At 68.6% G+C, this 13056-nt stretch carries 9 protein-coding genes; 7 read left to right on the top strand and 2 right to left on the bottom strand.

Annotation, left to right across the window (positions count from 1 at the left end):
- The first annotated feature begins 50 nt into the window (after positions 1-50).
- The 7 genes from ACFYMC_RS03670 (at position 51) to ACFYMC_RS03700 (ending at position 10401) form a co-directional block, all read left to right on the top strand.
- Complete coding sequence (locus tag ACFYMC_RS03670) at positions 51-1541, top strand: 3' terminal RNA ribose 2'-O-methyltransferase Hen1 (RefSeq protein ID WP_388518234.1); 1491 nt, start codon at positions 51-53, stop codon at positions 1539-1541.
- Entirely contained in the window at positions 1538-4120 is a 2583-nt protein-coding gene (locus ACFYMC_RS03675; protein ID WP_388518237.1) for a polynucleotide kinase-phosphatase, read from the top strand. The genes ACFYMC_RS03670 and ACFYMC_RS03675 overlap by 4 nt, the downstream gene beginning before the upstream one ends.
- 129 nt (positions 4121-4249) lie before the next feature.
- Positions 4250-4753: a hypothetical protein gene (locus tag ACFYMC_RS03680; protein WP_388518240.1), complete on the top strand. Its 504-nt coding sequence runs from the start codon at positions 4250-4252 to the stop codon at positions 4751-4753.
- A gap of 89 nt (positions 4754-4842) precedes the next feature.
- The gene (locus ACFYMC_RS03685; protein ID WP_388518242.1) at positions 4843-6069 is read left to right on the top strand and encodes an arginine deiminase; all 1227 of its coding nucleotides are present in this window, start codon (positions 4843-4845) and stop codon (positions 6067-6069) included.
- 112 nt (positions 6070-6181) lie between these two features.
- Positions 6182-7192 (top strand): ornithine carbamoyltransferase, encoded by a 1011-nt coding sequence (argF, locus tag ACFYMC_RS03690; protein WP_388518245.1) that lies wholly within the window; start codon positions 6182-6184, stop codon positions 7190-7192.
- Positions 7193-7280: 88 nt separating this feature from the next.
- A complete protein-coding gene (locus tag ACFYMC_RS03695) occupies positions 7281-8111 on the top strand; it encodes an enoyl-CoA hydratase family protein (RefSeq protein WP_388518247.1) in 831 nt (276 codons plus the stop codon).
- Between the two features lie 19 nt (positions 8112-8130).
- Entirely contained in the window at positions 8131-10401 is a 2271-nt protein-coding gene (locus ACFYMC_RS03700) for a bifunctional salicylyl-CoA 5-hydroxylase/oxidoreductase (RefSeq protein WP_388518250.1), read from the top strand.
- A 179-nt stretch (positions 10402-10580) separates the two neighbouring features.
- On the opposite strand, the gene ACFYMC_RS03705 is transcribed toward ACFYMC_RS03700, so the two are convergent.
- Together ACFYMC_RS03705 and ACFYMC_RS03710 are read right to left on the bottom strand one after the other, a co-directional pair.
- Positions 10581-11405: a PaaX family transcriptional regulator C-terminal domain-containing protein gene (locus ACFYMC_RS03705; RefSeq protein ID WP_388518253.1), complete on the bottom strand. Its 825-nt coding sequence runs from the start codon at positions 11403-11405 to the stop codon at positions 10581-10583.
- A 4-nt stretch (positions 11406-11409) separates the two neighbouring features.
- Complete coding sequence (locus ACFYMC_RS03710) at positions 11410-13023, bottom strand: AMP-binding protein (RefSeq protein WP_388518256.1); 1614 nt, start codon at positions 13021-13023, stop codon at positions 11410-11412.
- Positions 13024-13056 lie beyond the last annotated feature (33 nt).

Consider the following 13056-nt stretch of genomic DNA (forward strand, 5'->3'; position numbering starts at 1 on the left):
CCCCGAAAACATTTCGTCCAAGGCGGTGGGCTGCGGACATACTCGGCTCTGTGTTCTTGACGATCAGTGCCTTCGGCGTTCCCGAGCGACCCGCGACCGACCTCGGCTACCTGCTGCACAAGCATCCCGAGCGGGTGCAACGGTTTTCGACGGCGCACGGTACGGCGCATGTCTTCTACCCGCAGGCCACTTCGGAGCAGTGCACGGCCGCCCTGCTCCTCGAAGTCGATCCGGTGGCACTGGTCCGACGGGGAAAGGGCAAAGGGCGTGGCGGGGCACCGGATACGTCGCTGGCCCAGTACGTCAACGACCGCCCCTACGCCGGGTCCTCGCTACTTGCCGTGGCGCTGAGCTCGGTGTTCTCCAGCGCTCTGAACGGGCAGTGCAAAGCACGCCCGGAGCTGCCGGCCCAGTCCCTTTTCCTGCGCATCGAGATCCCGGCCCTACCTGCCCGCGGCGGCGGCGAGGCCCTGGTGCGGCGCCTGTTCGGCCCCCTTGGTTGGAGTCGCGTCGAAGCGACGGCGATCGCTTGGGACGCCGAGTTCCCGGCCTGGGGCGATTCCCACTACGTGGCGCTGGTCCTGGAGGGGGAGCTGACCCTCGCCGATGCGCTGCGTCAGCTGTACGTGCTCCTCCCGGTCCTCGACGACGCCAAGCACTACTGGGTCGCGCCGGACGAGGTCGACAAGCTCCTGCGGGCGGGCGAGGGCTGGCTACCGGGGCACCCTGAACATCGCCTCATCACCAGCCGCTACCTCGCACGCCGTCGGAGCCTGACCCAGCAGGCCATGGACCGGCTGGAACTCGCCCGCCTCGCCGAGGCCGACGGCGTCGCCGCTGCGGAAATCGACAATGCGGTCGACGAGTCGGTGGACAGCGAGGAGAGTCCGCTGCCTCTGGCCGTGCAGCGACGCGAGGCGATCTTGGCCGCGCTGCGCAACGCGGGGGCGCAGCGGGTCCTGGACCTCGGCTGCGGGCAGGGACAGCTGGTGCAGGAAATGCTGAAGGACGCATCCTTCAGGGAAGTCGTGGGAGTCGACGTCTCGATGCGGGCTTTGTCCCTCGCGGCAAGGCGCCTGCGGCTGGACCGGCTCGGCGAGCAGCAGGCGCAGCGGGTACAACTGGTGCAGGGCTCCCTCGCCTACCGGGACCGACGACTGTCGGGTTATGACGCCGCGGTGCTCAGCGAGGTGATCGAACACCTCGACCTGCCGAGATTGCCGGCCCTGGAGTACTCGGTCTTCGGCGCCGCGCGCCCCCGTACGGTGCTGGTGACCACTCCCAACGTGGAGTACAACGTGCGCTGGGAGGGTCTGCCGGCCGGGCAGGTGCGCCACGGCGACCACCGCTTCGAATGGAACCGCGCGGAGTTCGGTCGATGGGCGCAAGGGGTGGCCTCGACCTATGGATACACCGTGCGTTTCTCCGCCGTGGGGCCCGAAGACCCCGACGTGGGCCCGCCCACCCAGATGGCCGAGTTCACCCGGGCTGATTCCAGCCCGACCTCACACCCCAACCAGCGCAAGGAGACGGCGGCATGACGGTTCACCACCCGCCGGTCGAGGCATCCACTTCGCAGCCCGCCGGTCCGCTCCGGCTGGCCGTCACCGACCTCTGCCTGGTGGTGCTGGTCGGCGCCACCGGCTCAGGCAAGTCCACCTTCGCAGCACGTCACTTCAAGCCCACCGAAGTCCTCTCCTCCGACTACTGCCGGGGTCTGGTCGCGGACGACGAGAACGATCAGGGGGCGAGCAAGGACGCATTCGACGTCCTGCACTACATCGCGGGCAAGCGTCTGGCCGCTGGTCGGCTGACCGTGGTCGACGCCACCAACGTCCAGCCCGAATCCCGTCGCCAACTGGTCCAGTTGGCTCGCGAGCACGATGTATTGCCCATCGCCATCGTGCTCGACCTGCCCGAGGACGTGTGTGCGGCCCGCAACGCCGGCCGACCGGACCGGGCCGGACTGCCCCGGCACGTCATCGTCCGACACCGGCGGGACCTTCGGCGTTCGCTGCGCGGTCTGGAGCGTGAGGGCTTCCGCAAGGTGCACGTGCTGCGGAGCACCGAGGAAGTCGACCGGGCCCAGGTGGTGCGGGAACGGCGCTTCAACGACCTGCGCCACCTCACCGGCCCGTTCGACATCATCGGTGACGTCCACGGCTGCAGCTTCGAACTGGAGTCGCTGTTGACGAAGTTGGGGTATGTGGACGGTGCCCATCCGGCCGGACGTACCGCGGTGTTCGTCGGCGACCTCGTCGACCGCGGCCCGGACAGCCCCGGGGTGCTACGCCGCGTGATGGACATGGTCGACTCGGGCCACGCCCTTTGCGTTCCGGGGAATCACGAGAACAAGCTCGGCCGTTGGCTGAGTGGGCGCCAGGTGTCCGTCACTCATGGCTTGGCCGAAACGATCGAGCAACTGGCCTGCCAGGACGATGCGTTCACGGCACGGGTGCGTACCTTCATCGACGGTCTGGTCAGCCACTACGTCCTCGACGGGGGCAAGCTGGTGGTGTGCCACGCTGGGCTGCCGGAGAAGTACCACGGCCGGACATCTGGCCGGGTGCGTTCGCACGCACTGTACGGAGACACCACTGGCGAGACCGACGAGTTCGGTCTGCCGGTGCGCTATCCGTGGGCGGAGGAGTACCGGGGTCGAGCGGTGGTGGTCTACGGTCACACCCCCGTGCCTCGCACGTCCTGGGTCAACAACACGATCTGCCTGGACACCGGGGCCGTCTTCGGCGGTCGGATGACGGCGCTGCGCTGGCCCGAGCGCGAGCTCGTCGACGTACCGGCCGAGCGGGTCTGGTACGAGCCGGCCCGTCCACTGGTCACCGACGCACCCGGGGGGCACGAAGGACGTCCACTGGACCTCACCGACGTCCAGGGCCGTCGATCGGTCGACACGCGTCACCTGGGTGTCGTCGCCGTACGTGAGGAGAACGCGGCAGCAGCGCTGGAGGTCATGAGCCGCTTCGCCGTCGACCCCCAGCGGATGCCGTACCTGCCACCGACCATGGCGCCCACCGCGCCCTCCGGTGCGCAGGGGTTCTTGGAGCATCCGGCGGAGGCGTTCGCCCAGTACCGTGCTGATGGTGTCGACCGGGTGGTGTGCGAGGAGAAGCACATGGGCTCTCGCGCGGTGGTGCTGGTCTGCCGGGACGCGCAGGGTGCCCGTCGCCGCTTCGGGATCACCGACGGGGCAACCGGATCGCTGTACACCCGCACGGGTCGCTCCTTCTTCGAGGACCCGGCGATGACGGAGGGCGTACTGGCGGGTGTGCGCTCGGCGATCACGGGCGCCGGCCTGTGGGAGGAACTGCACACCGACTGGCTCCTGTTGGACGGTGAGCTGATGCCCTGGTCGCTGAAGGCATCCGGTCTGCTGCGCGGACAGTACGCCGCCGTGGGCGCGTCTTCGGGTGCGGTCCTCCCCGCGGCCATGGCGGCGTTGGAGCAGGCCGCGGCTCGTGGTCTGGACACCGGGGAGCTGTTGGAGCGCCAGCGTGGCCGGTCCGCCGATGCGCGGGCCTTCACCGCCGCGTACCGACGCTACTGCTGGACGACGCAAGGATTGGACGGGGTGCGCCTGGCTCCGTTCCAGTTGCTCGCTTCCGAGGGTCGTTCGTTGGCCGCGGTACCCCACGACGAACAACTCGGCTGGCTGGACCGCATGGTGGCCGCGGACGCCGGCGGCGACCCCCTCTTGCAGCGCACCGAGAGGCTGCTGGTGGACACCCGTGACGAGGACTCCCTCGCGGAGGGAAACGCCTGGTGGCTTCGGCTGACCGAGTCCGGTGGCGAGGGCATGGTGGTCAAACCGCTCGGTGCCTGTGTGCGGGACGGCAAGGGGCGTCTGGTGCAGCCGGGCATCAAGGTGCGGGGGCGGGAGTACTTGCGCATCATCTACGGCCCGGAGTACACGCGCCCGGAGAACCTGCGGCGGCTGCGGGAGCGTTCGCTGGGGCGCAAGCGGTCCCTCGCCCTGCGCGAGTACGCGCTCGGTCTGGAAGCCTTGGACCGACTGGCCGGTGGGGAACCGCTCTGGCGCGTCCACGAGGCCGTCTTCGCGGTGCTGGCCCTGGAATCCGAGCCCGTCGACCCGCGACTGTGAGGGGGTGCGCCCGCTCGCCGGTTCCCTGGCCCTTCCGCCGAACGGGGGAACTTTCGGGGTAATGGGCGGGCGGGCTCGTTCATCCAGGGAAGCGGAGTGTCCGCTCTCCCTGGAAGGACGGAACGCAGTATGAACATCACCGCGCGTGCAGGTCTTGCGGCGCTCATGACGTGTATGGCGGCTGCTGTGGCGGCCACCCCCGCCGTGGCCGGGGAGTCCGTCCCCGTCGGGGTGCCGCTCGACGGGCTGGAGATCCCGCTCGGTACCGAACTGCCCGAGGTCGGCACCGGTGTGCCCGTGCTCATGCCCGGAGTGCCTGACGGGCCGACGTACCACACCGGCGAGCTGGTTCCCAACCCCGTACTGCCGGCGGTGCCGCTGACCGCCGGCCTCCCGCCGCTGCTGGCCCAGGGCGCGTTGCCGGACGTGCTGGCGCATGGCCCCGAGGGGGACGCCGAGCTCACTGCCCCGGCTTCCGACCTGGTGACGCGTAGCCCGGGGGTGGTGTTGGGAGCCCCGCTCAGCGCGCCGAGGCCGCAGAACATGGGTCTGCCGGACCTGGTCATGCCGAAGCTGGGCGTGCTCACCCCGGCGCTCCAGGGCGCCCCCGACGCGTTCCTCGGCCTGAGTTGAGCCATCCGTGCGGCAACGCGGGTGACAGCGTGCCTGTGCTTTCTGTCACCTGAGTTACCTGATCCCGCCCGGTCTGCGAACGTGTTCCCATGGGATTCCACGTCGACTCCGAGACCGGGCGGCTGCGCCGCGTCATACTCCACCGGCCCGATCTGGAGCTGAAGCGGCTCACCCCGAGCAACAAGGACGCCTTGCTCTTCGACGATGTGCTCTGGGTGCGGCGGGCTCGCCAGGAGCACGACGGTTTCGCCGACGTGCTGCGAGACCGGGGGGTCGAGGTCCACCTCTTCGGAGACCTGCTCGGCGAGGCCCTCCAGGTGCCCGAGGCCCGGCATCTGGTGCTGGACCGGGTGTTCAACGAGAAGGAGTACGGGCCGCTCGCCACGGACCACCTGCGTGCCGCCTTCGATGAACTCCCGGCCGCCGAACTCGCCGAGGTCCTCGTGGGCGGCATGACCAAGCGCGAGTTCCTGGAACGCCATCCGGAGCCGACCTCCGTCCGTTTCCACTGCATGGACCTGGACGGCTTCCTGCTCGGTCCGCTGCCCAACCACCTGTTCACCCGTGATACTTCGGCGTGGATCTATGACGGCGTGTCCATCAACGCGATGCGCTGGCCGGCTCGGCAGCGGGAGACCGTGCACTTCGAGGCGATCTACCGGCACCATCCGCTGTTCACCGGCTCGGGGGCGTTCCACTTCTGGTCACAGGGGCAGACCGACTATCCGTCCACCATCGAGGGCGGCGACGTGCTGGTCATCGGCAACGGCGCGGTGCTGATCGGCATGAGTGAGCGCACCACACCGCAGGCGGTGGAAATGCTCGCGCGCGGGCTGTTCGCCGCCGGGTCCGCCACCACCATCGTGGCGCTGGACATGCCGAAGCGCCGTGCTTTCATGCATTTGGACACGGTCATGACGATGGTGGACGGGGACACCTTCACCCAGTACGCCGGGCTCGGCATGCTCCGCTCGTACACCATCGAGCCGGGTGCGGTGGAGCGGGAACTGAAGGTGACCGACCATCCGCCCGAGCAGATGCACCGGGCGATCGCCGCGGCCCTGGGGCTCGATTCGATCCGTGTGCTGACCGCCACCCAGGACGTGCACGCGGCGGAGCGCGAGCAGTGGGACGACGGCTGCAACGTGCTGGCCGTGGAGCCCGGTGTCGTGGTCGCGTACGAGCGCAACTCGACCACCAACACGCACTTGCGCAAGCAGGGCATCGAGGTGATCGAGATTCCCGGTAGTGAGCTCGGGCGTGGTCGGGGAGGTCCGCGCTGTATGAGCTGTCCCGTGGAGCGCGACGCGGTGTAGACACACAAGGTGGGCGGTGCGGATCCGATCTGCACATCCTGGGTCTGTATATCAATGCAAAAGTTCGTATACACTTCCAGGGTAACCGTACACGTGACCTAGGAGCGCCCCCATGGCGACCGACCTCGTTGGCCGCAGCTTTCTCAAGGAGCTCGACTTCACCGCCGCCGAGTTCCGCAGCCTGATCGACCTGTCCGCCGAGTTGAAGGCGGCCAAGCGCACGGGCGTCGAGGTGCAGCGGCTGCGGGGCAGGAACATCGCCCTGATCTTCGAGAAGACCTCCACTCGCACCCGTTGCGCCTTCGAGGTCGCCGCCGCCGACCAGGGTGCGTCCACCACCTACCTGGACCCCTCGGGATCCCAGATGGGCCACAAGGAGTCGGTGAAGGACACCGCGCGCGTGCTCGGGCGCATGTTCGACGCCATCGAGTACCGCGGTGACAGTCAGGACGCGGTGGAGGAACTCGCGGCGCACGCCGGGGTGCCGGTCCTCAACGGCCTGACCGACGACTGGCACCCCACCCAGATGCTGGCCGACGTGCTCACCATGACCGAGCACTGCGCCAAGCCGTTGGAGCGGATCGCGTACGCCTACCTCGGTGACGCACGCTTCAACATGGGCAACTCCTACCTGGTCACCGGCGCCCTCCTGGGCATGGACGTACGCGTGGCGGCTCCGCGCGCCTTCTGGCCGGCCGAGCGGATCGTGGCGCTGGCCCACGAGGCTGCCGAACTCAGCGGGGCCCGCATCACCCTGACCGAGGACGTGGGTGAAGCGGTTACCGGTGCGGACTTCGTCGCGACGGACGTGTGGGTGTCCATGGGTGAGCCCGCCGAGGTCTGGGACGAACGGATCAAGGCGCTGCATCCCTATGCCGTCACCATGGAGGTGCTGCGGGCGAGCGGGAACCCCGATGTGAAGTTCCTGCACTGCCTTCCCGCCTTTCACGACCTGGGTACCGAGGTCGGGCGTGGAATCTACGAGCGCCACGGTCTGGACTCCCTGGAGGTGACGGACGAGGTCTTCGAGTCCGCGCACTCCGTGGTCTTCGACGAGGCCGAGAACAGGTTGCACACCATCAAGGCCGTCCTGGTGGCGTTGCTGGCGGGCTCCTCTGCATAGTCATACGGGGTTGGGGTCGGGGTTCCCTGCCCCGATGTCCTGTTGCGCTCTCCTGACGACAGTCACAACACGGTGATACGGTCAGGAGGTGAGCCCATTCACCGGATCGGCAGGCAGCACACCCCACTGGCACCACCTCCGGCTGGCCCGAGGCGAGGACGGCGTCGCCACCGTCACACTGCCTCGCCCCGACAAGCTCAACGCGTTGACCTTCGGCGCCTACGCCGATCTGCGCGATCTGCTCGCAGAACTCTCCCGCGAACGCTCCGTACGGGCGCTCGTCCTGGCCGGCGAAGGCCGGGGCTTTTGCTCCGGCGGAGACGTGGACGAGATCATCGGCGCCACACTCGCCATGGACACCGCACAACTCCTCGACTTCAACCGAATGACGGGACAGGTCGTGCGCGCCGTCCGAGAGTGCCCGTTTCCCGTGATCGCAGCAGTGCACGGGGTCGCCGCCGGGGCTGGCGCGGTTCTCGCCCTCGCCGCGGACTTCAGAATCGCCGACCCGACCGCCCGCTTCGCCTTCCTCTTCACCCGGGTCGGACTCTCCGGCGGGGACATGGGCGCGGCCTACCTGCTGCCGCGGATCGTGGGGCTCGGACACGCCACGCGACTGCTGATGCTGGGGGAGCCAGTGGGTGCGGCCGAGGCGGAGCGCGTCGGACTGCTCAGCGAGCTGGTCGACGAGGGCAAGGCAGGCGCGCGGGCGGTGGAGCTGGCCGCCCGACTGGCCGCCGGTCCGGCGCTGGCTCATGCCCAGACCAAGGCGCTCCTTACCGCCGAGCTTGACATGCCACTGGCCGCCGCAGTCGAAATGGACGCAGCCACCCAGGCGTTGCTGATGAACGGCGAAGACTACAAGGAGTTCCACGCGGCCTTCACGCAGAAGCGGTCGCCCAACTGGCGGGGTAGGTAGCCATGGAGGGACGCGGGTGATGAGGGTCGCGGTGATCGGCGGTGGGCCTGGCGGGCTCTATGCCGCGGCGCTGTTGAAGAGCTTGGGCCCTGAGCGTGACATTGTCGTGTGGGAGCGCAATGCCACAGATGAGACCTTCGGGTTTGGCGTGGTGCTTTCCGACGAGACCCTGGGCGGTATCGAGCATGCCGATCCCGTGGTCTACGGTGCACTTCAACGCGAGTTCGTTCGCTGGGACGACATCGACATCGCCCACCGGGGGCAGTTGCTGACCTCGGGCGGACACGGCTTCGCGGCGATCGGCCGACGCCGACTGCTCCAGATCCTTCGCGAACGCTGTACCGAGTTGGGCGTTGCCCTGCGTTTCGACGAAGAGGCGCCCCCTGCTGCGGAACTCGCCGCATCGCACGATCTTGTGATCGCAGCGGACGGGGTGCACAGCCCCACCCGGCAGGCACACGCCGAGGTCTTCCAGCCCCAGATCACCACCCACCGCTGCCGGTACATCTGGCTCGCTGCCGACTTCGCCTTCGACGCCTTCCGCTTCGAGATCGCCGAGACAGAACACGGGGTGATGCAACTTCACGGATACCCCTACTCCGCGGACTCCTCCACCGTCATCATCGAAATGCGCGAGGAGGTCTGGCGGGCCGCCGGCCTGGACCTGTGTGAGGAGAACGAATCGGCGACGCGGTGCGCGAAGATTTTCAGTGAGGCATTGCGAGGACGCCCACTGCGCGGCAACAAGTCCTCCTGGACGGCCTTCCGCACGGTCGTCAACGCCCGTTGGTCGTACCGCAACACCGTGCTGCTTGGTGACGCCGCGCACACGGCACACTTCTCCATTGGTTCCGGCACCAAGCTCGCCGTGGAGGACGCACTGGCCCTGGCCGCCTGCATGGAGGAGGAGCCCTCCCTTTCAGGGGCACTGGAGGCCTACGAGTCAGAGCGCCGTCCGGTGGTGGAATCCACCCAGCGGGCTGCCGCTGCCAGTCTGCGGTGGTTCGAGGAACTGGGTGACCACCTCGACCAACCTCCCCGGCAGTTCGCCTTCAACCTGCTCACCCGCTCCCGCCGGGTCACCCACGACAACCTACGCGTGCGAGACGCCCGATTCGTCGCCGGTGTGGAACGCGAGTTCGGCTGCCCGGACGGCACGCCGCCCATGTTCACTCCCTTCACCCTGCGCAATGTCACCCTGCGGAACCGTGTTGTGGTGTCACCCATGGACCTCTACAGCGCGCAGGACGGTGTACCGGGGGATCTGCACCTGGTGCACCTCGGGGCCAGGGCGCTCGGTGGTGCGGGCCTGGTCATGACCGAAATGGTCTGTGTGAGCCCCGAAGGTCGCATCACCCCCGGCTGCGCCGGTCTCTACACCCCCCAACAGGCCGAGGCCTGGACCCGTATCACCTCCTTCGTGCACGAACAGGCCCCCGGGACCGCGCTCGGCATCCAGCTCGGACACTCCGGGCGCAAGGGATCGACGCGTCGCATGTGGGAAGGTATGGACCAGCCGCTCGAAGCCGGCAACTGGCCCCTCGTCGCTGCATCGGCGCTCCCCTACCTCCCCGACGTGGGCCAGATCCCGCAGGCTCTGGACGGTGCCGGGATGACAGCGGTCCGCGAACAGTTCTCGGCGGCAGCCTGGCGCGCCGCGCGCTGCGGCTTCGACCTCCTCGAACTGCACTGCGCCCACGGGTACCTGCTCTCCGGGTTCCTCTCGCCCCTCACCAACCGGCGTACCGACGGCTATGGCGGGAGCTTGGAGAACCGCCTGCGCTTCCCGTTGGAGGTCTTCGACGCGGTCCGCGGTGTCTGGCCCGAAGACCGGCCGATGACGGTCCGGATCTCGGCCACCGACTGGGCGCAGGGCGGTACCACGGGGGCAGAGGCGGTCGAGATCGCGCGGGCCTTCGTCGCGCACGGAGCAGATGCCATCGACGTGTCGACCGGCCAGGTCGTCTCTGAGGAGCGGCCTGAGTTCGGCCGTTCCTACCAGACTCCCTACGCCGACCGGATCCGCAGTGCGCTGGGAGTACCGGTGATCGCAGTAGGAGCGATCTCCTCGTGGGACGACGTCAACTCCCTCCTCCTCGCTGGCCGAGCTGACCTGTGCGCGCTGGCCCGGCCGCACTTGTACGACCCTCACTGGACCCTGCACGCAGCCGCCGAACAGGACTACACCGGAATGGCGGCGCCTTGGCCCGCGCCCTACCGGGCCGGCAGCCGCAAGCCGCCCACCGGACGCACCGATGCCCCCAAGCCTCGTCTCACATTGAAGCGTTGACCGTGCAGGGTGACCCATCATCCTGTGCTCTTGATGGAATACCCGCGACCGTGTGATGACCTTCGAGAAACCAACGCCGAAGACCCGCGCGAACCACCAGACAGCCGCCGCGACAGGGCCGGCCGCCCCTGACCTGGCAGCGCTGTTTCCCGTTGCGCGCTGGCCTTGGGCGCCGGACGTCAGAGCCCTGGCGAGTGCTCCGCCACGAAACCCGCCCCCACCAGGTACAGGCGGTCGTGCAGTTCCTTGAAGATCTTCGTGGAGCGATCACCCGGCCAGTTCGCCGGGAGCAGTTCCGAAGGGAGGCCGGGGTCGGCGTAGGGGAGGCGCCGCCAGGAGTCGAGGGCGAGGAGGTAGTCGCGGTACGCGTCCTCAGGGTCCGGGGGGCCTGCGCCGCGTTGGTAGGAGAGCAACACCGGCTCGTGCAGGGCGAGGAACTCCTCGTGTTCCCGGGCGAGAGCGGCCAAGTCCCACCAACGTCCCACCGCATCTGCCGTGGCGGCAAACCCGAGGTGCTCAGCACGGAAGAGGTCGACGTAGGAGTCGAGTTGAAGCCGTTCCAGGGTGTGCCGGGTCTCCTCGTAGAGTCGGGCCGGCGCGATCCACACACCCGGGGCGGCCGTACCGAAGCCCAACCGGGCGAGTCGCGAGCGCAGCAGATGCCGCTTGTGGCGCTCCTGCTCGGGCACGGAGAAGACGGCCAGCACCCAGCCGTCGGCGGCACACGGAGGGTCTGATTCGTAGATCCGCCGATCGCCGTCCGCGAGGAGTTGTTCGGCCTCGTCGGAGAGTGCGTATCCGGCGGCGCCTTCCGTGGTACGGGTCGGGACCAGGAATCCGCGCCGCTTCAGACGGGACACCGAGGAGCGCACGGACGGCGGATCGACGCCAGCCGCTCCGAGGAGCCGGACCAACGCAGCCACCCGAACGGGTGACCGCGTTGATCTGCCGTAGGCGCCGTAGAAGGTAACGATCAAGGAGCGCGGTGTGTGTTGCTCGGCCACGTGATCACTCTAGATCGCGGAGCCGGAACCGTTGTAGTTTCCCGGTGGCCGTGCGGGGCAGCGCCGGCAGGAAGACGAATGACCGCGGACACTTGTGCGGCGACAGCTGTGACTTCATGAAGCGCACCAGGGCCGCCTCGTCCAGGCAGGAGGAATCCCGCAGCACGGTGTACGCCACGACGATCTGACCGCGCCTCTCGTCGGCTCGCCCGACCACCGCGGCCTCTACCACGTCGGGGTGGCGTAGCAGGGCTTCTTCGACCTCGGGGCCGGCAATGTTGTACCCAGCAGAGACGATCATGTCGTCGGCGCGGGCCAAGTACCGGAAGTAGCCCTCGGAGTCCCTCACGTAGGTGTCGCCGGTGACGTTCCACCCCTCCCGCACGTACTCCTGCTGACGCCGGTCGGCCAGGTAGCGGCAGCCCACGGGGCCGCGTACGGCAAGGAGCCCCGGTTCCCCGTCGGCCACCGGCCGGCCGGCGGGGTCCACCACCTTGGCCTGCCAGCCGGGCACCGGGCGCCCTGTGGTGCCGGGGCGGATGGCGTCATCCGCTGCTGAGATGAAGATGTGCAGCAGTTCGGTGGCACCGATTCCGTTGATGATGCGTAGGCCCGTGCGCTCGTACCAGTCCCGCCAGGTGGCGGCGGGAAGGTTCTCGCCGGCCGAGACGCAGCGGCGTAGGGAGCTCAGGTCGTGGCGGCCTAGGTCGTCCAGCATCGTGCGGTACGCCGTGGGGGCAGTGAACAGCACGGACACTCGGTGCGCCGCGAGTGCAGGCAGGAGCTGTCGCGGCCCGGCCTGTTCCAGCAGTAGCGCTGAGGCGCCGACGCGCATCGGGAAGACCACCAGGCCGCCGAGGCCGAAGGTGAAGCCGAGGGGCGGTGAACCGGCGAAGACGTCCCTTGGTTCGGGTCGCAGCACGTGCCGGGCGAAGGTGTCCGCGATCGCCAGGACGTCACGATGGAAGTGCATGCACCCTTTCGGGTGGCCCGTGGTGCCGGAGGTGAAGGCAATCAGTGCGACATCGTCGGCGGCCGTGTCCACGGCCCGGTAGCCGTCGAAGTCGAGCGGGCGTCTGGTGGCACGCTGCAACAGGTCCTCTGAGGAGTCCGAGCCGTAGGTGGTGATGCGGAGGTTCGGCACCTCGGCCTTTGCCAGGTCATCCACCACATCGCAATGGCACAGCGCATGGCTTACCTTCGCGATCTCGCAGATGGTGGCCAGTTCCCTGGACCGCTGCTGCGCCAGCACGGTCACGGCCACCCCGCCGGCCTTCATCACAGCCAGCCAGCAGGCCACGAGCCACGGGCCCGTCGGGCCCCGCAACAAGACGCGGTTGCCGGGGACGAGTCCCAGATCGAAGGTGAGTACGTGGGCCAACCGGTCCACCCGGGCGCGCAACTCGCCGTACGACCAGACCTCCCCCGCTCCGGTGCGGAACACCGGCCGATCCGCACCGAAGCGCTCGATCGTGGTGTCCAGTAGTTCCGTCCCGCAGTTCAGCCGTTCCGGGTAGGCGAGCTCGGGCAACTCGAAGAGCAGCTCCGGCCACTGTTCGGCTGGCGGCAGATGGTCACGGCAGAACGTGTCGACATGGGCGGATGGCTTCAGCTCCAAGGCGGGCTCACCCCAAGCGAGCAGAGTCCGGAA

Origin of the sequence: Streptomyces sp. NPDC006879 (assembly GCF_042869595.1) — a bacterium.
Classification (GTDB): Bacteria; Actinomycetota; Actinomycetes; order Streptomycetales; family Streptomycetaceae; genus Streptomyces.